18 protein-coding genes are annotated in these 22744 nt (G+C 63.6%); 14 read left to right on the plus strand and 4 right to left on the minus strand.

The window, feature by feature from the left end; all coding sequences use genetic code 11:
* The 7 genes from N7568_RS08590 to N7568_RS08620 all read left to right on the plus strand — a co-directional run bounded on the left by N7568_RS08590 (window position 1) and on the right by N7568_RS08620 (window position 10819).
* Complete coding sequence (locus N7568_RS08590) at window positions 1-348, plus strand: holo-ACP synthase (RefSeq protein ID WP_011775548.1); 348 nt, start codon at window positions 1-3, stop codon at window positions 346-348.
* Between the two features lie 16 nt (window positions 349-364).
* Window positions 365-1942, plus strand: coding sequence for an NAD(P)H-hydrate epimerase (locus tag N7568_RS08595; RefSeq protein ID WP_261609424.1), 1578 nt, complete (start codon window positions 365-367; stop codon window positions 1940-1942).
* A 69-nt stretch (window positions 1943-2011) separates the two neighbouring features.
* Window positions 2012-4303 carry a glycogen debranching protein GlgX gene (glgX, locus tag N7568_RS08600; protein WP_261609425.1) on the plus strand — a complete coding sequence of 764 codons (2292 nt, stop codon included), beginning with the start codon at window positions 2012-2014 and terminating at the stop codon, window positions 4301-4303.
* A complete protein-coding gene (treY, locus tag N7568_RS08605; RefSeq protein ID WP_261609426.1) occupies window positions 4300-6612 on the plus strand; it encodes a malto-oligosyltrehalose synthase in 2313 nt (770 codons plus the stop codon). Before glgX ends, treY begins: the two co-directional genes overlap by 4 nt.
* Window positions 6613-6671: 59 nt before the next feature.
* Window positions 6672-8444, plus strand: a complete 1773-nt coding sequence (gene treZ / locus N7568_RS08610; protein WP_261609517.1) for a malto-oligosyltrehalose trehalohydrolase — start codon at window positions 6672-6674, stop codon at window positions 8442-8444.
* A gap of 81 nt (window positions 8445-8525) precedes the next feature.
* Complete coding sequence (gene mgrA / locus N7568_RS08615) at window positions 8526-9563, plus strand: L-glyceraldehyde 3-phosphate reductase (RefSeq protein WP_261609427.1); 1038 nt, start codon at window positions 8526-8528, stop codon at window positions 9561-9563.
* Window positions 9564-9733: 170 nt separating this feature from the next.
* Complete coding sequence (locus tag N7568_RS08620; protein ID WP_261609428.1) at window positions 9734-10819, plus strand: inositol-3-phosphate synthase; 1086 nt, start codon at window positions 9734-9736, stop codon at window positions 10817-10819.
* Window positions 10820-11007: 188 nt separating this feature from the next.
* Here the strand turns inward: N7568_RS08620 and N7568_RS08625 are convergent, their stop codons facing one another.
* Complete coding sequence (locus tag N7568_RS08625; protein ID WP_261609429.1) at window positions 11008-12696, minus strand: formate--tetrahydrofolate ligase; 1689 nt, start codon at window positions 12694-12696, stop codon at window positions 11008-11010.
* Window positions 12697-12799: 103 nt separating this feature from the next.
* Window positions 12800-14044, minus strand: a complete 1245-nt coding sequence (mshA, locus tag N7568_RS08630) for a D-inositol-3-phosphate glycosyltransferase (RefSeq protein ID WP_261609430.1) — start codon at window positions 14042-14044, stop codon at window positions 12800-12802.
* Window positions 14045-14163: 119 nt separating this feature from the next.
* Here mshA and N7568_RS08635 point away from each other — a divergent pair, with 119 nt between their 5' ends.
* Entirely contained in the window at window positions 14164-14673 is a 510-nt protein-coding gene (locus tag N7568_RS08635) for a GNAT family N-acetyltransferase (RefSeq protein ID WP_261609431.1), read from the plus strand.
* Here N7568_RS08635 and N7568_RS08640 read toward each other — a convergent pair.
* Complete coding sequence (locus N7568_RS08640) at window positions 14670-16049, minus strand: 6-phospho-beta-glucosidase (protein ID WP_261609432.1); 1380 nt, start codon at window positions 16047-16049, stop codon at window positions 14670-14672. The genes N7568_RS08635 and N7568_RS08640 overlap by 4 nt on opposite strands.
* Window positions 16050-16095: 46 nt before the next feature.
* Between N7568_RS08640 and N7568_RS08645 the strand changes: the two genes are divergently transcribed.
* Genes N7568_RS08645 through tsaD form a run of 6 tightly spaced genes read left to right on the plus strand, consistent with a single transcriptional unit; the run spans window position 16096 to window position 21414 of the window.
* The gene (locus tag N7568_RS08645; RefSeq protein ID WP_261609433.1) at window positions 16096-17190 is read left to right on the plus strand and encodes a carbohydrate kinase family protein; all 1095 of its coding nucleotides are present in this window, start codon (window positions 16096-16098) and stop codon (window positions 17188-17190) included.
* Between the two features lie 56 nt (window positions 17191-17246).
* Window positions 17247-18488: an alanine racemase gene (alr, locus tag N7568_RS08650; protein ID WP_261609434.1), complete on the plus strand. Its 1242-nt coding sequence runs from the start codon at window positions 17247-17249 to the stop codon at window positions 18486-18488.
* Window positions 18485-19063, plus strand: a complete 579-nt coding sequence (gene tsaE / locus N7568_RS08655; RefSeq protein WP_261609435.1) for a tRNA (adenosine(37)-N6)-threonylcarbamoyltransferase complex ATPase subunit type 1 TsaE — start codon at window positions 18485-18487, stop codon at window positions 19061-19063. Before alr ends, tsaE begins: the two co-directional genes overlap by 4 nt.
* Window positions 19063-19734: a tRNA (adenosine(37)-N6)-threonylcarbamoyltransferase complex dimerization subunit type 1 TsaB gene (tsaB, locus tag N7568_RS08660; RefSeq protein ID WP_261609436.1), complete on the plus strand. Its 672-nt coding sequence runs from the start codon at window positions 19063-19065 to the stop codon at window positions 19732-19734. Before tsaE ends, tsaB begins: the two co-directional genes overlap by 1 nt.
* 13 nt (window positions 19735-19747) lie before the next feature.
* Complete coding sequence (rimI, locus tag N7568_RS08665; protein WP_261609437.1) at window positions 19748-20251, plus strand: ribosomal protein S18-alanine N-acetyltransferase; 504 nt, start codon at window positions 19748-19750, stop codon at window positions 20249-20251.
* Window positions 20248-21414, plus strand: coding sequence for a tRNA (adenosine(37)-N6)-threonylcarbamoyltransferase complex transferase subunit TsaD (gene tsaD, locus N7568_RS08670; protein ID WP_261609438.1), 1167 nt, complete (start codon window positions 20248-20250; stop codon window positions 21412-21414). The genes rimI and tsaD overlap by 4 nt, the downstream gene beginning before the upstream one ends.
* Window positions 21415-21480: 66 nt before the next feature.
* On the opposite strand, the gene N7568_RS08675 is transcribed toward tsaD, so the two are convergent.
* Window positions 21481-22632 (minus strand): glutamate--cysteine ligase, encoded by a 1152-nt coding sequence (locus N7568_RS08675; protein WP_261609439.1) that lies wholly within the window; start codon window positions 22630-22632, stop codon window positions 21481-21483.
* Window positions 22633-22744 lie beyond the last annotated feature (112 nt).

The raw sequence follows: 22744 nt of genomic DNA on the forward strand, positions 1-22744 counted from the left end.
ATGATTGTTGGCATTGGCGTAGACGTCGTAGACATCGAACGGTTCGGCCGGCAGTTGGAACGGACCCCTGGACTTAGGGACCGCCTGTTTGTTCCCGCCGAACGGGAACTCAACACCCGGTCCTTGGCTGCCCGTTTTGCAGCGAAGGAAGCCGTGGCCAAGGTCTTGGGTGCCCCCGCGGGCATGAACTGGCAGGACTGCTGGATCGGTCTCGATGAGAACGGGCCCACGGTTCAGGTCAAGGGAACGGTGCTTGCCGTGGCCGAGGCCAAGGGCGTCAAACGCTGGCACCTGTCCATGAGCCACGACGGCGGCATCGCTACAGCGACTGTCCTCGCCGAGGGCTAAACGGACCTCAACAGCAATGATCAGCGCCTTCACCGGACAACAGATCAGGGATGCGGAACAACCGCTCCTGGACTCCGGTGAGGGCGCTGTTCTTATGCAGCGGGCAGCCTATGGCCTGGCCCAAACCGTGGTTCGCGAGCTCAAGCGCCGGCGCAAGCTGACCGGTGCCGGCGTCACGGTCCTCGTGGGCAAAGGCAATAATGGCGGGGATGGCCTCTTTGCCGCGGCCTTTCTTGCGCGCCGGGGAATGCGCGCGACGGCGGTACTCGCCGCTGCTGAAGTCCACCCTGATGCGCTGGCCGCTTTTGTTTCGTCCGGTGGCCGGACACTGCGCTTGGAACCCGGGAACGCTGAAGAACTTGCGGTCATGTGCGCCGGAGACGATGTCATCATTGACGCCCTGCTCGGTACAGGCGCCCGCGGGGGCTTACGTGGTTCGTCGGCGGAATTGATTGCGTCACTGCAGGAACTGCATCCACGGTTGGTGGTGGCCTGCGACCTCCCCAGTGGCCTGGACGCCAACACCGGAGAAGTCCACTGGCCCGTGCTGGGCGCCGACGTCACGGTGACTTTCGGCGGCATCAAGGCCGGGCTGTTGACGGATCCGGGCGAAGGGTGTTCCGGGCGCATCGAACTCGTACAGATCGGTATTGAGGAGTCGCTGCCATCCGAAGTCGCTGAGCTGCGCCGCCTCACCTCCGTGGACGTGGGCGCTCTGCTGCCCAAGCCTGACCGGCGTGCCCACAAGTACTCCCGCGGTGTCCTTGGGGTGGTGGCCGGGTCGGTGCGTTTTGCCGGGGCAGCTGTCCTGGGCGTTCACGCGGCTGCACTCGCCGGAGCGGGGATGGTGCGGTACCTCGGACCGCAAGCCGCGGCGCAACTGGTTCTCGCCCGAACCCCCGAAGCCCTCTGGGAATCCAACGACCCTGGCCGTGTTCAAGCATGGGTGCTGGGTTCCGGAGTTGACGGTGAGGAGCAAATGGAGCGTGCCCGGGGCGCTGCTGCGGCAGCCCTCACCGCTGGGCTGCCGGTCGTCGTCGATGCTGGTGCGCTCGGTCTCCTGCCGGAACGTTGCCCGCCCCACTGGATCCTGACGCCACATGCCGGGGAACTGGCAACGTTGCTGGATTCGCTTCCCTCCACGGGCGAGATAGCCGTTACCCGCCAGGACGTTGAGTCCCGTCCCTTGCATTTTGTCCGGCAGGCTGCGGAACAAACCGGTGCAACCGTCCTGCTGAAGGGCGCAACCACACTGGTGTCCTCGCCGTCGGGCGTTGTTTTTAGCCAGTCGGAAGGGACTGCGTGGATGGCCACCGCAGGGAGTGGCGACGTCTTGGCGGGCGTCCTCGGGGCCTTGGTGGCGCAGTGTGCGGATTCGGTCACGGACGACGACGGCGCGTTCGCCGGCCTGGGATTGGACCTTTCGGACCGCTGGGCTGCTGTCGCCGCGGTGGCGGCCAGCGTCCACGGGCGTGCAGGGTCGGCCGCGTCTGCCGAATGCGGCGGTGGACCCCTTACAGCCTCGGCCATCATGGCGGCTGTACCGCGCGTCATTGGTTCGCTGAAGGCGGAATACGACCGAACAAGACCGTAAGGTTACTGTCAATATCTGCAATATGAGTAGGCTTGCAGCAGGTTATCCGCATCACCAAGAGGAGAACGCATGGAAGTCTGGCCTGGATCGGCTTATCCGTTGGGTGCCACGTTTGATGGCACCGGAACCAACTTCGCGCTGTTCAGCGAGAAGGCCGAAAAAGTTGAATTGTGCCTCTTTGACGACGACGGCGGGGAAGTCCGCGTAAATGTCACCGAGGTTGATGGTTACGTATGGCACTGTTACCTGCCGCAGGCGCAACCGGGACAGAAATACGGATACCGGGTCCACGGCCCCTACGACCCCGATGCCGGACAGCGCTTCAACCCCAATAAGCTGCTGCTGGATCCGTACGCCAAGGCCATCCACCGGCAGATCGACTGGGACCCCGCGCTGTTTTCGTACAATCTGGGCGACCCTGACTCCCGCAATGATGAGGATTCAGCTCCGCACATGATGCTGGGCGTCGTCATCAACCCCTTCTTCGATTGGGATGGCGACAAGCTGCTGCGGATCCCGTATCACAAGTCGGTCATTTATGAGGCACACGTCAAGGGCCTGACCCAGATGCACCCTGAGGTGCCTGAGGAACAGCGCGGCACCTATGCCGGCGTCGCCCATCCTGCAGTCATCTCCCATCTGCAAAAGCTGGGCATCACTGCCATCGAACTCATGCCGGTGCACCAGTTCGTCAATGACGGCATCCTGCAGGACAAGGGCCTGAACAACTACTGGGGCTACAACACCATCGGCTTCTTCGCCCCCCACAACAGCTACAGCTCCAAGGGGGACACGGGCCAGCAGGTCCAGGATTTCAAGGCCATGGTTCGCGCCCTGCACACCGCGGGAATCGAAGTCATCCTGGACGTTGTCTACAACCACACGGCCGAGGGCAACCACTTGGGGCCCACGTTGTCCTTTAAGGGCATCGACAATTCCGCGTACTACCGCCTGGTGGAGGACGACCAGAAGTACTACATGGACTACACCGGCACCGGAAACTCGCTGAATGTCCGCAGCCCGCATTCCCTTCAGCTGCTGATGGATTCCCTCCGCTATTGGGTCACCGAGATGCACGTGGACGGCTTCCGCTTCGACCTCGCCTCCACCCTGGCCCGCGAGTTCTACGACGTGGACAAGCTCTCCACCTTCTTCGAACTCATCCAGCAGGACCCCGTTGTTTCACAAGTGAAGCTCATTGCGGAACCGTGGGATGTTGGCCCCGGTGGATACCAGGTGGGCAACTTCCCGCCGCAGTGGACGGAATGGAACGGCCAGTACCGCGACACCGTCCGCGATTTCTGGCGCGGTGAACCGTCCACCCTGGGCGAGTTCGCGTCCCGGTTGACGGGCTCGGCGGATCTCTACGAGCATTCGGGCCGCCGCCCGGTAGCCTCGATCAACTTCGTCACCGCCCACGACGGCTTCACGTTGGCCGACCTCGTCTCCTACAACGAGAAACACAACGAGGCCAACGGCGAGGACAACAACGACGGCGAGTCCCACAACCGTTCGTGGAACTGCGGCGCGGAAGGGCCCACAGACGATCCCACAGTCCTTGGCCTCAGGGCACGCCAACAGCGCAACTTCATCGCCACGCTGTTCCTCTCCCAAGGTGTGCCGATGCTGCTCCACGGTGACGAGCTCGGCAGGACGCAGCGCGGCAACAACAACGGCTATTGCCAGGACTCTGAACTCACCTGGATCAACTGGGAGAACGTGGACCAGCCGCTTATCGAGTTCACCGCTGCGGTGTGCGCCCTCCGCGCCAAGCACCCCAGCCTTCGCCGCAGCCGCTTCTTTGACGGACGCCCGGTACTGCGTGGCGAAGGCGAACGGCTTCCGGACATCGTATGGCTGGACGCTGATGCAAGCACCATGAGTCCCTCGGACTGGGACGAGGCGTTGGGCCGCTCGGTGGGCGTGTTCCTGAACGGCGACGGTATCCATGGCCGCGATAACCAGGGCCGACGCATCACCGACGTCAACTTCCTGCTCTACTTCAACGCCGACCAGGACGAGGTGGGCTTCCGGATTCCTTCCGATGAGTACGCGCCCGCCTGGGACGTCATGATCGATACCGCGGGAGAAGGCGCTGAGGCAGGTGTCGTCAAGCCGGACCAGATCCTCATGGTGGGTGCCAAGTCACTGGTGGTGCTGCGTGCGCACAGCACCCCCGAGATTGAACCCGACCACTCGGTTGCAGCATCCTTGGCCGCGCTGACCCAGACGAGCACCCCGGAAACGGCATCCATCACAGCCCCTGCTGTGACGTCCCTGCCTTTCGACTACAAGGGAGACGCCACAGCAGACTCCACGGCAGACGAGGACGCCGGTTCTTCGGAGAAGGCAGACTCATGAGGACGCCCATCTCGACATACCGGCTCCAGATCCGGCCAAGCTTCACACTGCAGGACGCCGCCCAGCTCACCGGCTACCTGCGGTCCCTTGGAGCCGACTGGGTCTATGTGTCGCCGATCCTCACCGCGGAGGAGGGCTCGGACCACGGCTATGACGTCACCGACCCTTCAACTGTGGATCCCGCGCGCGGCGGTCCCGAGGGGCTCGCTGCCCTCTCCAAGGCCGCACGCGAGCAGGGCCTGGGCATCCTGGCCGACATCGTGCCCAATCACATGGGCGTGGCCTCGGCCGGGCAGAACGCCTGGTGGTGGGACCTGCTGAAGCAGGGGCGCGCGTCCAAATATGCGGAAGCCTTCGACGTCGACTGGGACTTCGGGGGCGGGAAAATCCGCATCCCCATTCTGGGCAGCGACGACGACCTTGAACAGCTCAAAATCGTGGACGGCGAACTGCACTACTACGATCACCGGCTTCCGCTGGCCGACGGGTCCTGCACGCCAGGGGACAGCCCGCAGGATGTCCATGCCCGGCAGCACTATGAGCTGGTGGGCTGGCGCCGGGCGGATGCCGAACTGAACTATCGCCGCTTCTTCGCAGTGAATACCCTGGCTGGGGTGCGCGTCGAGATTCCCTGGGTCTTTGACGAGTCCCATGAAGAGATCGTCCGCTGGTTCCGGGAGGGAATGGTGGACGGCCTCAGGATCGACCATCCGGACGGGCTGGCGGATCCGGAAGGCTATCTGGCCAGGCTTCGCGAGGCGACGGGTGGCGCGTACCTTCTTGTCGAGAAGATCCTGGAACCGGGGGAGGCGTTGCCGGACACCTTCGACTGTGAAGGCACCACCGGATATGACGCACTCGCTGACGTGGACCGCCTGTTTGTGGACCCGGCCGCCGAGGAATACCTCGACTCCCTGGATGCCAGATTGCGGGACGCGGAAGAGCCCGCAGATTACGTCGCCATGATTCAGGAGACCAAACGCCGTATCGCGGACGGCATCCTGCGGTCGGAAATCCTGCGGCTAGCACGCCTTGTTCCGGAAACAGCCCAGCTGTCTCCGGACATGGTGGCTGATGCCATCGCGGAAGTCATCTGCTGCTTCCCCATCTACCGGACCTATCTCCCGTATGGCCGGGAGATCCTGCTGGAGTCCATCAACCGCGCGGCGGATAACCGTGAAGACCTGAAAGCGGTGCTGGAAGACCTGACGCCGTATCTCTTGGACACCGAGGGCGAACTCGCCCGGCGTTTCCAACAGACCTCCGGCATGGTGATGGCCAAGGGCGTGGAAGACACGGCGTTCTTCCGCTACACACGGCTTGGGACGCTCACAGAGGTGGGTGCAGACCCCACCGAGTTTGCCGTCTCCACCCAGGATTTCCATGAGCGCATGGCTCGCCGCCAAGCTGATCTGCCGCTGTCCATGACTACCTTGAGCACGCACGATACCAAGCGCAGCGAGGACGCCCGGGCAAGGATTTCCGTCATTTCCGAAGCTGTCCCCGAGTGGGAGCTTTTCCTCGGCACCGTCCAGGAACTCGCCCCTATCCCGGATGGTCCACTGGCTGCCCTCGTGTGGCAGTCGATCGTTGGCGCGTGGCCGGCAGATCGGGGCCGGCTCCAGTCGTACGCGTTGAAAGCGGCCCGTGAGGCAGGTAATTCAACCAACTGGACCGACCCCAACCTGGATTTCGAGCGCCACCTGGCTGCCGCCGTCGACGCCGCGTTTGATGTTCCGGAGGTTGCGGCAGCGATCGCGAACTTCGTAGCCGAGCTCGAACCGTACGGCACCTCCAACTCGCTGTCCGCCAAGCTCATCCAGCTGACCATGCCCGGTGTCCCTGACGTATACCAAGGAACAGAATTCAGGGATGGTTCGCTGACCGATCCTGATAACCGGCGCCCCGTGGACTTCCAGGCCCGTATCGCAGCGTTGGCGGAGTTGGACGAGGGGGCGAAGCCTGATTACACCGAAGAAGCCGCCAAGCTTCTGGTCGTATCCCGGGCCCTGAGGCTACGCCGTGACCACCCTGAATTGTTTGGGGGCTACCGCGCCGTGGATGTTCGTGGCGAAGCTGCGGCCCATGTGGTTGCTTTCGATCGGGGAGCAGATGCTCCGGGCGCCGTTGCAGTTGGCACTCGCCTGCCCAAGCGCCTGGCAGCCAATGGCGGGTGGCGCGATACGGCCATCGAACTGTCAACGAACGTCCGGGACGAACTCACCGGAGCTGCGTACGGCGCCGGTTCTGTCCCTGTTGGCACCTTGTTGGAGCAGTATCCGGTGGCACTGCTGGTGCCCACTGACTGAAGCCGGAAACACCCACACTGTCACTGCAACGCACGCTTGAATACGTACAGGGGAGCATGATGCTGGAGCACGCTGCTGGAAAAAACCGTTACGACGTCTGGGCTCCGAACGCTGACTCGGTCCGGCTGCTCGCCGATGGCCGCGAGTACGCCATGGAACAACACCACGACGGCGCCGCCACAGGTTGGTGGCGCGCGCCGGCCGAGGCCGTGGCCCAGTCAGGTGACAATGTGCCCTACGGGTACGTCGTGGACGGCGAGGGACCGTTCCCCGATCCGCGCTCGCGGAGGCAGCCGGATGGGGTGCATGGCCTGTCTGCGACCTTCGATCCCTCCGTCCATGAATGGCAGGACTCCGGTTGGCAAGGGCGGACCCTCCAGGGTTCGGTGATCTACGAGCTCCACCTCGGTACGTTCACCCCCGAGGGAACCTTGGATGCTGCCGCGGAGAAACTGGACTACCTGGTGGACCTTGGCGTGGATTTCATCGAATTGCTGCCGGTCAACGGGTTCAACGGTGTGCACAACTGGGGCTACGACGGTGTTCTTTGGTACGCCGTTCATGAGCCCTACGGCGGACCGGCGGCCTACCAGCGGTTTGTCGATGCTGCCCATGCTGCAGGGTTGGGTGTCATCCAGGACGTCGTTTACAACCACCTCGGACCCAGTGGCAACTATCTTCCCAAGTTCGGCCCGTACCTGAAATCGGGGGAGGGGAACACCTGGGGCGACTCTGTGAACCTTGATGGACCGGGTTCGGACGACGTTCGGCGCTACATCCTGGAGAACGCAGCGATGTGGCTCCGTGATTACCACGTGGACGGACTCCGGCTCGATGCCGTCCATGCCCTGCGGGACGAACGGGCAGTGCACATCCTGGAAGACTTTGGGGCCTTGGCGGACCAGATCGAGTCTGAGACGGGCATCCCGAAGACCCTGATCGCGGAGTCGGACCTGAATAACCCGCGGCTCATCTATCCCCGCAAGGACAATGGTTATGGGCTGGAAGGCCAATGGAGCGATGACTTCCACCACGCCGTCCACGTCAACCTCAGCGGCGAAACCACTGGCTACTACTCGGACTTCGACTCGCTCGCAGTCCTGGCGAAGGTCCTGGAGCACGGTTTTCTCCACGACGGCAGCTACTCCAGCTTCCGCGGGCGGCACCACGGCAGGCCCATCCGGCATGATCTGGCCCATCCATCGGCTCTGGTGGTCTGCCTCCAGAACCATGACCAAATTGGCAACCGCGCCACCGGCGACCGGCTTACCGCCTCGCTGTCCTACGGGAAACTGGCCATCGGTGCCGTACTGACCATGACGTCGCCTTTCACGCCCATGCTGTTCATGGGCGAGGAGTTCGGCGCGTCGACGCCATGGCAGTTCTTCACCTCGCATCCGGAGCCGGAGCTGGGCAAGGCCACTGCCGAGGGGCGGATCAAGGAATTCGAACGCATGGGATGGGATCCGGCTGTTGTTCCCGATCCGCAGGACCCGGAAACGTTCCTGCGCTCCAAACTCAAGTGGGATGAAGCCAACGAGGGGGACCACTCACGCCTGCTCCAGCTGTACAAGGATTTAGCACAGCTGCGCCGGAACACCCCGGAGTTGGTGGACGAAGGCTTCGGCGGGACTGCTGTGGAGTTCGATGACGACGAACACTGGCTGCAGATGTCCCGCGGCAGCGTGCGCGTGGTGTGCAACTTCGGAGATGAAGCACTGGGAACGCCCCTGGGCGGCTCCATCTTGCTGGCTACCGATGATGAAGCAGTCCTCGACGACGGGACGCTGACGCTTCCGGGCGGCAGCGCCGCCGTCGTGCGCGTCCTCTGACCAGCGCCAAGCGAATGGTGACGGCGCCCACATACCGGACGGCGCCGTCACCAGGGTTTGCGCAGTGGCAGGATGGTACGTATGACTTATTCGGCTGCGGAAGACCGCTACGAAAACATGCCCTACCGCCGCGTCGGACGCAGCGGGCTCAAGCTCCCTGCCATCTCGCTGGGCCTCTGGCACAACTTCGGCGACGATAAGCGCTTCGACGAACAGCGGGCTATCCTCCGCCGTGCGTTCGACCTTGGCGTGACGCACTTCGACCTCGCCAACAACTACGGACCGCCGGACGGATCGGCCGAGACGAACTTCGGGCGACACCTGAAAGACGACTTCAAGCCCTACCGCGATGAACTCATCATCTCCACCAAGGCCGGCTACTACATGTGGCCCGGCCCCTACGGCGAGTGGGGATCCCGCAAATACCTGATCTCCAGCCTGGACCAGTCCCTGGAACGTATGGGCCTGGACTATGTGGACATCTTCTACAGCCACCGTCCGGATCCGGAGACGCCGCTGGAAGAGACCATGGGCGCCCTGGACTATGCAGTGCGCTCGGGGAAGGCGCTCTACGCCGGCATCTCCTCCTACACTCCGGAGCAGACCCTGGAAGCCGCCCGGATCCTGAAGGAACTCGGAACCCCGCTGCTCATCCACCAGCCCAGCTACTCCATGCTGAACCGGTGGACAGAGGACGGCTCGCCCAACCTTTATGAAGCACTGGACCAGGTGGGTGCGGGTTCCATCGCGTTCTCGCCGCTGGCCCAGGGGATGCTGACCAACCGCTACCTCAATGGTGTACCCGCGGATTCCCGTGCTGCCAAAGAGCGGTTCCTGTCTGAAGCGCAGCTGACCGAGGACAAGCTCGACCGGGTACGCGGGCTGAACGCCATTGCCGAGGGCCGTGGGCAAACCCTGGCACAGATGGCGATTGCCTGGATTCTGCGCGACCAGCCGAAGGGCTCGCCCGTCACGTCCGCGCTGGTCGGAGCCTCGAGCGTGGCCCAGCTTGAAGACACTCTCAGCGCTATCAACAACCTGGACTTCAGCGCAGACGAGTTGACGGCCATTGATGAGTTTGCCGTGGAATCGGACATCAACCGGTGGGCGCAAAAATAGCCGTCGGAGTTGCGTCGTAAAACAGCGGGGGCCGGTCGGGAACAAAAAAGGCCCCCGCTGTGTTGGTTACAATGCAAGAGTGCGCCGAATGGCGCCGTGCCAATCAGTCGTGCCCTGGACTCAGTCAGGGCTGCGCTTGGCACATGAGGTTATTTCTCAAAAGGAGTTCCGTGTCTTCACATCCGATTCGTGTCGCCATTGTCGGTGTAGGTAACTGCGCCGCATCGCTGGTCCAAGGTGTTCAGTACTATCGCGACGCTGACCCCAAGGCCACGATCCCGGGTCTGATGCACGTGGAGTTCGGCCAGTACCACGTCAACGACGTCCAGTTCGTTGCTGCTTTCGACGTTGACAGCAAGAAGGTTGGACTGGATCTGGCAGACGCCATCGGCGCCAGCGAGAACAACACCATCAAGATCGCCGACGTCCCGGCTACAGGAGTGACTGTCCAGCGCGGCCACACCCTCGACGGCTTGGGCAAGTACTACCGCGAGACCATTGTTGAGGCGCCCGAGGAAGCCGTGGACATTGTCGCCGCGCTCCGCGAGACCAAGGCCGACGTCATGGTCTGCTACCTGCCGGTTGGTTCCGAGCAAGCTGCCAAGTTCTATGCACAGTGCGCCATCGATGCCGGTGTGGCGTTCGTCAACGCCCTGCCCGTCTTCATCGCCGGTACCAAGGAGTGGGCTGACAAGTTCACCGAAGCCGGTGTCCCGATCGTGGGTGACGACATCAAGAGCCAGATCGGCGCCACCATCACGCACCGCGTCATGGCCAAGCTGTTCGAAGACCGTGGCGTCACCTTGGACCGCACGTACCAGCTGAACGTCGGCGGCAACATGGACTTCAAGAACATGCTCGAGCGTGACCGCCTTGAGTCCAAGAAGATCTCCAAGACCCAGGCCGTGACCTCCAACGTCGAGGCCGAGCTTCACGCCGACGACGTCCACATCGGACCGTCCGACTACGTTGCCTGGCTCGATGACCGCAAGTGGGCCTTCGTTCGCCTCGAGGGCCGCAACTTCGGCGACGCGCCAGTGTCCCTCGAGTACAAGCTCGAGGTTTGGGACTCCCCGAACTCCGCAGGTGTGATCATCGACGCCATCCGCGCCGCCAAGATCGGCCTGGACCGTGGTGTCGGCGGTCCGCTGCTCTCCGCTTCCAGCTACTTCATGAAGTCCCCGCCGGAGCAGTTCAACGACGACCTCGCACGCGAGAAGGTCGAGGCCTTCATCCGCGGCGACATCGAGCGCTAAACACGATTCGCAAAACGCCCCCGTATTTCGATACGGGGGCGTTTGTCGTTTCCCGAACCTTCTCTCACGTCCCACGGGTTTGGTGCGGACGCTCGCTCGCTTTTCTCAAGAGAGTGAGAGAGCGTGGGCCTGGAGGGCGCGGGATGTGAGAGAGCGTCGGTTGGGAGGGCACGGGATGTGAGAGAGGGCTAGAAGAGGCCTGTGGGTTGTCCTTCAGCGTCCACGTCCATGCGCATCGCGGCCGGTTCCTTGGGCAGGCCGGGCATGGTCATCACGGCCCCGGTCAACGCCACGATGAACCCTGCCCCGGTCTTGGGAATCAGCTCGCGGACGTGCACCGTGAATCCCTTGGGTGCTCCCAGCCGGGAGGCGTCGTCCGTGAAGGAATACTGTGTTTTGGCCATGCAGACGGGGAAGTCGGACCAGCCGTTCTTTTCGATCTCCACCAGACGCTTCAGGGCAGGAACCGAGAATTCGACGCCGTCGGCCCCGTAGATCTCCTGCACGATGGTCCGGATCTTGTCCTCCACCGGAATTTCCAGCGGGTAGAGGTGGTGGAATTCGGAGGGTGCGTCCAGCGCAGCTGCGACCTTGGCGGCGAGCTCGTCACCGCCGTCGCCTCCGCCGCCCCGGCCCCAGACATCGGCGACGGCGGCTTCCACGCCTTCCGCGGCGCACCAGGCGAGCAGCCACTCCAGTTCCTCGGAGGTGTCCGTGGCGAACTTGTTGATGGACACGATGGGGGAGATGCCGAACTTGGCGACGTTGCGGACGTGCCTCCGGAGGTTCTCCACCCCGGCGGCCACGGCCTCGACGTTTGGTTGGCTGAGTTGGTCCTTGGGAACGCCGCCCTGCATCTTGAGCGCGCGGATTGTCGCGACTACCACGACGGCGGATGGCGCCACCTCTGCGATGCGCGCCTTGATGTCCATGTACTTTTCGGCGCCAAGGTCTGCGCCGAATCCTGCCTCAGTGACCACGATATCGGCAAGCTGCATGGCTGTACTGGTGGCGATCAGGGAATTGCAGCCGTGGGCAATATTGGCGAACGGCCCGCCATGGACCAAGGCCGGGGTCCCTGCGATGGTCTGGACGAGGTTCGGCTTGATGGCGTCCTTCAACAGCATGGTCAGTGCACCCTCAACACCGAGATCCGCGACCGTGACCGGGGCACGATCGTAGGTGTACCCGAAGGTGATGCGTCCCAGCCGTGCCCGAAGATCGTCGAGGTCTGTTGCGAGGCAGAAGACCGCCATGATTTCCGAGGCGACCGTGATATCGAAGCCGTCCTGCCGGGGCACGCCCTGTACGGGGCCGCCGAGGCCGATGACCACTTCCCTCAGGGAACGGTCGTTCATGTCCAGCACGCGTTTGAAGGTCATGCGGCGCGGGTCGATTCCGAGTTCGTTGCCCTGAAAAATGTGGTTGTCCACGAGCGCCATCAGGGCGTTGTTGGCTGACGTGATGGCGTGGAAGTCGCCGGTGAAGTGCAGGTTGATGTCGTCCATGGGCAACACCTGCGAGTAACCACCGCCGGTGGCTCCGCCCTTCATGCCCAGGATGGGACCCAAAGAGGGCTCGCGCAGGGCGATCATCACTTTATGCCCGGCACGGGCAAGGGAGTCTGCGAGCCCCACGGTGGTGGTGGATTTCCCTTCCCCCGCAGGGGTGGGCGACATGGCGGACACGAGTACTACCTTGCCATTCGGCTTCGCGGTGGGGAGCACCAGCTTGGCCGGATTGATCTTGGCCTTGTACGGCCCGTACAGCTCCAGGGCGTCCACATTGATGCCCGCGTGTTCGGCGATGGCCTCAATGGGCAGGATGGTGGCGTTGCGGGCAATTTCAAGATCAGTCGTGACCTTGTTTTCAGACATCGTTGTCCTTTGGCTTTGTGTCCCGGCAGCGTGGGTGCTGCTGCAGGCGTTCTTAGGCTGTGCGCGTCAATCTACCAGCCGCAAGGTGGAAACTGAGGAAGGATCAGCGCCGGGGGACCAGCAGTCCACCGACGGCTTCACGGTAGCTTTCCAAGGTGATGGCCGCCGTCCGTTGCCAGCCGAAGGACTCGGCATGGGTTGCTGCCAGCCGACCCATGTCCTCACGGGTCTGGACATCGTCGTAAAGGTCCTCGAGGGCGTCTGCCCAGTCGGAGGGGTCGTGTCCGTCCACCAAAATCCCGGTGCGCCCCTCGGAAATGGCGCGGGAAAGGCCGCCCACGTTGGTAGCTACGACGGGCGTACCGCACGCCTGTGCTTCCAAGGCGACCAAACCGAAAGACTCGCTGAAGGACGGCATCACCACGACGTCTGCTGCACGGAACCAACTGGCCAGCTCAGGCGCCACGACCGGCGGGCGGTGCGTGACGACATCGGCAAGTCCTGCGTCTTCGATGATGTGCTGGAGGTTGAAGTCCTTGGCTCCGCTCAAGGCTCCCAAAATGGTCATTTCCAGATCGATGTCCGGCCGGCGCTTCCTGAGGATCCCTGCGGCTTTGACGAATACCTGGGGGCCCTTGAGCCGCTGGATCCTTCCTGCGAAGAGGATGTGGAAACTGTCGGGGCGAACGCCCCGCTCCCTGCGCGACTTTCGCCGGAACGCGGGGGTGAAAACCTTGAGGTCCACTCCGGGCGGTGCGACGTCGATCCGGTCAAGATCGGCTCCGTAGTGGGAGACGAGTTCTTCGGCCTCCGCCGGAGTGTTGGCCACCAGTCGGGCAGCGCCGTCTACGATTCGTTGCTCGCCTTCTTCACGGCGCCGTGGCTCAGGCCGTTCACCGGACTCCAGGACGAGGTTCTTTACCTTGGCCATGGTGTGCATGGTGTGGACCAGCGGAACGCCCCAGAGCCCGGCTAACTCGAGCCCCGCCACGCCGGAAACCCAATAGTGCGAATGGATGGCGTCGTAACGGCCGTGGAGCTGCTGGTGGCGGATCTTGTCGATTTCCTCCACCATGTGATGCAGGAGCGCCGGCAGTTCTTCCTTGGGCAGCTTCCGGCGGGGACCGGCCAGCACATTATGAACGCAAACACCCGGTCCGGGATGTTCGACGGCCGGCTGGCCGGCTTTGGTGGAACGGGTGAAGATCTCCACCTCGACACCGGCTTCCGCCAGTGCCATGGCCAGGGCGCGGACGTACACGTTCATTCCGCCGGCATCGCCGGCGCCGGGCTGCTCCATGGGGGAGGTGTGCAACGACAGGAACGCCACACGACGGATCAACGGCACCCAGTCCTCCTCACGATGACGGCAAAAGTCACTTTGCCCTGCAGAAAACACTACTCCTGACCTCCGGGCCCCGGCCGAACGAACCCGGCTATGTGGACAAGGCTGCTAGCGTGGCCGCTGTGACCCAAGAACAGACTTTCGACATCCGCAAAGCAACCCCCGAAGATTGGCCGGGTATCTGGTCCATCCTGGAACCCGTGATCCGCGAAGCCGAGACCTTCACGTGGGACCGTGACACCACCGAGGAAACAGCCTGGACCAAGTGGACAAAGGAAGCTCCTGGTCAGACCTTCGTTGCCGTCAGCAAGGACACGGGCGAAATTCTGGGCACGGGTGAGTTCCATGCCAACCAGGCAGGCGGTGGAAGCCACGTGGCCAACGCCGGGTACATGGTGGGAGCCAATAACTCCGGGCAGGGCATCGCGCGGGCACTCTGCGCGTATTCGCTGAGCGAAGCCAAGGCAGCAGGTTTCTACTCCATGCAGTACAACGCCGTAGTGGAAAGCAACGTCCGCGCCGTGTGGTTGTGGCAGTCCATGGGCTTCAAGATCCTTGCAACAGTTCCCGAGGCGTTCAACCACCCTGAAATTGGCTACGTGGGCCTTCACGTCATGTATAGAAAGCTCTAGGCCCAAAGCCTCCCCAGTTCAGGAAAAGCGGCTTCGTACCCTTCCAGCAGTTGCCGGCCCAACGGGACGGAACCAACCAACGGGTGCGCGGCAAATGCTCGAACGGCCGTCTCGCGCTCGCCGTCAAGGACGGCGCGGATCGTCAATCGCTCCACCTCCTTGACGTGCTGCATCAAGGTGAGGAACGGCCCGGCCGGCCGGTCCTGCGCAAGCGGCAGCGCGCCGTCGGGAGTCACTTCGCACGGAACCTCGACGACGGCGTCCGCCGGCAGACCGGGCACGGCCACTTCCGCTGTGGCCGGCCCGCCTGCAGAGAACACCGGCCCATTGGGCACATTCAGGATCAGCTGGGAGTTTCCACCGCCGGACAGCGCGCGCATGACAGACAGCGCCACGCGCTCATAGCCGCCACCAGCCAAGTCTTCCTCGTCCCGCTGCTCTCCGTGCGTGCGTGCCTCGGCCAGGTAACCTTCCTCGCGGGACCGCCGGGCGGCGTCCCACAGTGCAAAGGCGTGTGGGGCCTGGATCAGAGCCGGGTAGAGGGAACTCTGCTGTTGGTGGATGGAGGTACCACGGGTTTCGCGTTGCCGACGGATGGCGTCTGTGGCCTGCGCTGTTTGATAGTAGTAGTAAAGGTATTCGTTGGGCAGGCAGCCAAGGTGCATCAGGGTGTGCTGCCCAAACAACCGACCCTCTTCCATCGACTCAAGCGCGCTGTGATCGGACAGCAGTCCCGGCAAGAGGTCCGGCCCATCAGGTGCCAAGCGGTATAGCCATCCGAGGTGGTTCAGCCCGAAGTAGCCCACGCCGTCGAGCAGTCCTTCCCGCAGGGGTGCGCCGGCAGCCCGGGCCGCCCGCTGGACCAGGCCACCGGCGGAATCGCAGATCCCGATGACCCGGCGCCCCAACACCGGTACCAGTGCCTCGGTAACCATGCCGGCGGGGTTGGTGAAATTGATGAGCCAGGCATCAGGGCAATGCAGACGCATCGCCTCAGCAAGTTCCACCATGCGGGGGATGGTGCGGAGCGCGTAGGAGATACCGCCGGCGCCCGTAGTCTCCTGGCCCAGGAGGCCGAGGTCCAGTGCCACCCGTTCGTCGGCGATCCGTCCGGCTGTTCCACCGGGACGGATGGCAGCAAACACCATGTCAGTCCCGTTCAGGGCCTGCCCGAGGTCTGTGGAGACCACGACGGCGGGTACGGAACCACCCGTCGTGGGCATGTCGCGCAGGACCGCTTCAATGGCAGTGAGCCGTGCCGCGTCGACGTCGTAGAGGACGAGTTCGTCCACCAGCCCGGCGAAGGGACCCGCGCACAAGGCCCGGTACACAAGGGGAACTCGGAATCCGCCGCCACCGGCGATCATGAGCCGCATGGTCCGAGTCTATGCAGCCCCAAGGGCGCAGCGTAGTCTGCCGTGCATGGACGCTATGCCCCAGCGACGATTCGACCCCCTGGCTGCCGTGCGGTCGGACGGGGACCACCAGTGCGACCTTCTCCTGACAGGAACGGTTTTCCAGGACATCATCTTTACCGGCCTCCCGCACGCGCCCGAGCCTGGCACGGAGGTTTGGAGTGAGGGGATGGGCAGTTGCCCTGGGGGCGTCGCCAACCAGGCCATCGCTGCCGCACGGCTCGGCTTGCGAACCAACCTCGCGGCAACCTTCGGGGACGACGGCTACGGCGACTACAACTGGCAGATCCTGGAGACCCAGGAACACGTGGATCTTTCACTGTCGCAAAAGGTTCCGGGCTGGCACTCACCCGTCACCGTCTCCATGTGCGTGAACCAGGACAGGTCCATGGTCACCCACGGGCATCCTGCTCCGATCAGTTCCTCCGAACTGATTGGGCGGCCTCCCAAGGCGCTCGCCGCCGTCGCTGACTTGGGTGAGGAGTTGGAACCGTGGATGCTCGCAGCCAGGGAGGCAGGCACCAAGCTCTTTGGCGTGGTGGGCTGGGATCCAACGGGGGAGTGGTCCGAGCGTCGCCTGGACCTGTTGGAGAATTTCCACGCCTTCATGCCCAATGCACCTGAAGCAATGGCTTTCACCGGTAAAGCCGACCCGTGGGCGGCGCTGTATTCTTTGGCGGACCGGGTTCCCGTTGCAGTGGTGACTCTCGGCCCCCAAGGTGCTGTGGCGGTGGACTCCGAGACCGGAGAAGAAGAATGGGTGCCCTCTTTGCCGGTGTCCGCCTACGATCCCACCGGCGCGGGTGACTGCTTTGGCGCGGCATTCATTGTGGGAAGCCTGGCCGGTTGGAGGCTGGGTGACAGGCTGCGGTTCGCCAACCTCTGTGCGTCGCTGGCCGTCCAGGAAGTGGGTGGCTCACTGGCTGCTCCCGGCTGGGGGGACATCGCCGACTGGTGGCAGCGGGCGAACGCACGCAAGGAGCGCCAGTCGAGCCAGTGGGTGCGTCGCTTCGCCTTCCTTGAACCGATAGTGAAGGACATTCCTGCAGAAGCCCAACGACGCGCCCGGGCGACCATAGCGCATCTATCGGATGCCCAGTAGGACGCCCAGAGCGGCGCAGTTAACCCGACTTCACTGACAGCACTAGAATCTCTAGGGTGACTTACGAAGCAGCTGCAGATATCGGTATCGGGTCGAAGGCCTCCATAGCAAAGTCAGCGGTGCTGGAGCGCTCCGCCGTGATCGACCTCGACGCCGTGCGGCACAACGTTCGTCAGTTCGTCGCCATCGCCTCCCCGGCCGCTGTCATGGCAGTGGTGAAGGCGGACGCCTATGGACACGGAGCCGTGCAGGTTGCCCGGGCAGCCCTGGACGCAGGAGCGGCCTGGCTGGGTGTCGCCCACATTTCCGAGGCGCTCGCCTTGCGCGCCGCCGGAGTCGATGCCCCGCTGCTCGCGTGGCTGCACACCCGCGAAAGCAACTTCCAAGCAGCGGTCGCCGCCGGCATCGACGTCGGCATTTCCGGCTGGGAGCTGGACGCAGTGGTCGCGGCGGCCCGGGAGCAGGAGCGGCCCGCGCGCGTGCACTTGAAAGTGGATACGGGCCTGGGGCGCAACGGCTGCACCATTGCCGACTGGGACCAACTGGTTGGCCAAGCCATGGATTACCAGGATCAGGGGCTCTTGAGGGTGGTTGGTATCTTCTCGCACCTCGCTGTCGCCGACGAGCCGCACCGCCCTGAAACCGATGATCAGCTGGCTGTCTTCCGCGAAGCCATCGCCATGGCCGAGGACGCCGGTGTGGATACCGAGGTCCGGCACATTGCCAATACGCCGGCCGCCTTGTCCCGTCCGGACTCACACTTCGACCTGGTCCGCGTAGGACTCGGCATCTACGGTTTGTCGCCCTTCGAGGGCGCCACGTCCGCGGAACTTGGCCTGCACCCCGCCATGACCGTCCGGACCCTTCTGTCCAACTGCAAGAAGGTGCCTGAAGGGCAAGGCGTCTCCTACGGGCTCAATTACCGGACCAGCGGGGAAAGCACGCTGGGTCTGGTGCCGCTGGGCTACGCAGACGGCGTCCCCAGGATCGCCACCGGCGGTCCGGTACGGGTGGACGGCATCAACTACCCGGTAGTTGGCAGGATTGCGATGGACCAGATGGTCATTGATCTCGGACCGCTCTCACCCGAGGCGGCAGCAGGCCTTAAGGGCGCCGAGGCCGTCATGTTCGGCAACGGTGCCGACGGCGGCCCCACTGCGGATGATTGGGCGGCCGCCGCCGGAACCAACAATTACGAAATTGTCACGCGCATCAGCCCCCGCGTACCTCGCAGTTACGTCAACGAGCTGCCCGCCCGGACAACAGTCAACAGTGCAGCAGATACGGCGGGGCTGTGAGCACACCTCAGTGGGAGCGCACGCTGAAGGTCACGACGGCGGAGCAGACGCATGCGCTCGCAGCAGCTTTGGGTGGGGTCCTTGAGGCCGGGGATCTTCTGGTCTTGACAGGCGAACTGGGTGCGGGCAAGACGACGTTCACCCAAGGACTCGGCGAGGGGCTGGGCGTCCGCGCCGGCATCATCTCGCCAACGTTTGTCCTGGTGCGGATCCACCCCAACCTGGCGGACGGTCCACGGCCCGGCGGTCCGGACTTGGTCCATGTTGACGCCTACCGGTTGGAATCGGCGGCGGAGATCGATGACATCGATCTTGAGAACACCATGGACTCATCGGTCACCGTGGTGGAATGGGGCAGGGATCGGGTGGAGCACCTCTCGGACAGCCGCCTGGAAGTCGACCTGCTCAGGTCTGTTGGTGGGGAAAGCGCGGAGACCACACCGGACGGCGACGTCCTGGACTTCGATACCGATGACGACGACGAGCCCCGCACCGTGGTCTTCCGTGGATTCGGTCCACGCTGGGCTGAGGCACCGCAACTCCTTGAAACGACTTCACCTGCGAAAGGCCATTGATGCTGATCCTGGCCATTGATACCTCAGCGGTTGCCAGTGCGGCCCTGATTTCCGACGATGCCATGGAAAGCGTGGTGGACTCCTTCGCCACGGAGGACACCCGCAGCCATGCCGAAGTCCTCGCTCCCGGCATCGAAAAGCTATTGGCTGGCGCCGGCGTCACCGGTGCGGACATCGATGCGATCGTCACCGGGGTGGGACCCGGCCCGTTTACCGGACTGCGCTCGGGCATCGCGACCGCCCGGACCCTTGCTTTCGTGTGGGACAAGCCGTTGTACGGTGTGGTGAGCCTGGATGCCATCGCCCTGGAAGTGGCGGAGTCCACCGCCGCTGCCCCGGAATTCCTGGTGGCAACGGATGCCCGGCGCAAAGAGGTTTACTGGGCGCGTTACACGCTGGCCGACGGCCAGCTTCCGGAACTCGTGGACGGGCCGCATGTGGGTTTTGCGTCCGGGCTTCCGGATTTGCCGGTATTCGGCGCGGGCGCGGGCATGTACGCCGATGTCCTCAAGGCCGATGAAGATTTCGCCACTACCCAGCCGGATGCGGCCTCTCTGGGCCAGTTCGCCCTGGCCCGGCTCACGGCTGGGCAGGCGCTGCTGGACTCAACGCCGCTGTACTTGCGGGAATCGGATGCCCAGGTGCCCGGGCCCAGAAAGCGCGCATTGTGATGGGACGGACACTGTGAAGCTCTCACCGAAACTGGAACTCGCCGGAGTTTCCCTCCGCGACATGACTGAGGCCGATATCCCGGCGGTGGAGGCCCTGGAACGCCGGCTGTTCCCTGTGGACGCCTGGCCGCTGCAGATGTTCTTCGATGAGTTGGCCCAGCCAGAAACACGTCGCTACGTCGTGGCAGAGGTTGCGGGTGAGATCGTGGCCTACGCCGGGTTGATGTGCATCGAGCCGATCGCGGACGTCCAGACGATCGCCGTCGTGCCTGAGTTCGAAGGCAAGGGCATCGGCTCCGCTGTCCTGACGGAACTGATTGAGGAAGCCCGGCGTCGCCGCGCGGCGGACGTGCTGCTGGAAGTGCGGGCGGACAACCCCCGCGCCCAGCAACTCTACGTTCGCTTCGGATTCGAGCAGATCCACGTCCGTCCCCGGTACTACCGCGACGGCACGGATGCTCTGATCATGCGGCTTGAATTGAACAAACCACAGTCCCACGAAGGAGCCACAGCGTGAGCGGCCCGTATCCGGAACAGCCAAAACAGCCGTTGGTACTCGGCATTGAGTCTTCGTGCGACGAGACCGGCGTAGGCATTGTCCGGGGTACAACCCTGCTCACCAATACTGTGTCCTCCTCCATGGACGAGCACGTACGATTCGGTGGCGTCATCCCGGAGATCGCTTCGCGTGCACACCTGGACGCTTTTGTGCCCACCCTCAAGGAGTCGCTGCATGAGGCAGGCGTGACCTTGGACGACATTGACGCGATCGCCGTGACGTCGGGTCCCGGACTTGCCGGTGCGCTGATGGTTGGAGTCTGCGCGGCCAAGGCGTTGGCTGTCGCCACGGGTAAGCCGCTGTACGCGATCAACCACTTGGTGGCGCATGTTGGCGTTGGCCTGCTGGATGGAACGCCCGACGCCGGTGCTGCCACCGGCCTGGGTGCCGGGAAGCTTCCAGAGAACCTGGGAGCACTGCTGGTCTCGGGTGGGCACACCGAAATCCTGCGGATCAGGAGCATCACGGACGACGTCGAACTGCTTGGCTCAACCATTGACGACGCCGCCGGTGAGGCCTATGACAAAGTAGCCCGCATCCTTGGCCTCGGGTACCCTGGCGGGCCTGCCATCGACAAGCTGGCACGCCAGGGCAATCCCAAATCCATCCGGTTCCCGCGTGGCCTCACGCAGCCCAAATATATGGGTACTGCGGAGGAGAAAGGCCCGCACCGGTACGACTGGTCTTTCAGCGGGCTGAAGACCGCTGTGGCCCGGTGCGTTGAGCAGTTCGAGGCCCGTGGGGAACAGGTGCCCGTGGCGGATATCGCCGCAGCTTTCCAGGAAGCCGTGGTGGACGTCATCAGTTCCAAGGCTGTCCTGGCCTGCAGGGAGAACGGCATCACGGACGTCCTTCTCGGTGGTGGCGTCGCGGCGAATTCGCGGCTCCGGGAACTGACCGGTCAGCGCTGTACCTCTGCCGGAATCAGGCTTCACGTTCCGCCGCTGGACCTTTGTACGGACAACGGCGCCATGGTCGCTGCACTCGGAGCCCAGCTGATCATGGCCGGCGTCGGCCCGAGCGGAGTGGCTTTCGCACCGGATTCCTCCATGCCGGTCACCACGGTGTCAGTGCCCGCCCAGGCTTTCCCGCCCGGGGCAGGCACCCTTCCCGTGGCCTAAACGTCGGGACCTAAGCGTCGGGACTTAAGCGTCGGGACTTAAGCGTCGGGACTTAAGCGTCGGGACTTAAGCGTCGGGACCTTTGCGCATTTGCTGCACGAGGTCCATGACCACTGCCTGCAGATCGCCGTTGTGCTCCGCAGCCACACGCCGCTGGCGCTGGTAGCTGGCTCCGCGTTGGACGATCTTCAGGACATCGGCCAGTTCTTCGGAGCAGCCTAGCTTCGCCGCAACGGGTTCCAGGCGCTCTACGGTTTCCGCGAGGTGTTCCGTGACGAGCTGCTCGTTGCCCTCGGCGTCGAGGATGATGATGGCTTCCATGCCGTACCGCGCGGCACGCCATTTATTCTCCTGCACATGCCACGGCGGCATGGTGGGGATGGTGCCGCCGGCGTCAAGGATAGAGGAGAACTCGTCCACCAGGCACTGGGTCAGTGCAGCAATGGCGCCGACTTCTTCAAGGGTGGCCAGGCCATCGCAGATGCGCATCTCGATGGTGCCCAGGTTCGAGACGGGCCGGATGTCCCAGCGGATTTCGGACGTTGAGTCGATGACACCTGTGGTGAACATGTCCTGGACGTAGGACTCGTATGCCTCCCACGTGTCGAACTGGAAGGGCAGCCCGGCAGTGGGAAGCTGCTGGAACATGAGGGCACGCTGGGACGCGTAGCCGGTTTCTTCCCCCGCCCAGTAAGGGCTGGAAGCGGACAGTGCCTGGAAGTGCGGGAAGTAGTTGACCAGACCGTCCAAAATGGGGAGTACTTTGTCCCGGCGGTCGATCCCGACATGGACATGAACGCCGTAGATGACCATTTGGCGGCCCCACCATTGGGTCCGTTCGATCAGCTTGGCGTAGCGCTCTTTGTCCGTGACGGGCTGGAGCAGGGGAGGGCTGAAGGGATGGCTGCCGGCGCAGAACACTTCAACGCCCATGGGGTCTGTGACTTCTCGTACAGCGGCGAGGGACCGGCTGAGGTCTTCTTTGGCATCCTTGACCGTTTCGCAGATTCCTGTGACGAGTTCAACGGTGTTGAGGAGAAGTTCGCGCTTGATGTGGGGGTGTTCGTCATCCTCGTTGAGGTCGGGATGGTTCGCGGCAACGCCCTTCAGGACATCGTTCGCGACGGATACCAGTTCCCCCGTGCGTGCATTGACGAGCGCCAACTCCCATTCCACACCCAGTGTCGATTGCCTGGATGGCGCAAAATCAATCTGCACGTAGTCCCCTCATTGTGTTGTGTCACCCGGGCACGGTTCCCCGCTGCGGGGCCGCCAGCGGTCGGATCAAGTCTAATGCAGCGTGAACGCCCCTGACATCGACGGGTTCACG

Origin of the sequence: Paenarthrobacter aurescens (assembly GCF_025421775.1) — a bacterium.
GTDB classification, from domain to species: domain Bacteria; phylum Actinomycetota; class Actinomycetes; order Actinomycetales; family Micrococcaceae; genus Arthrobacter; species Arthrobacter aurescens_B.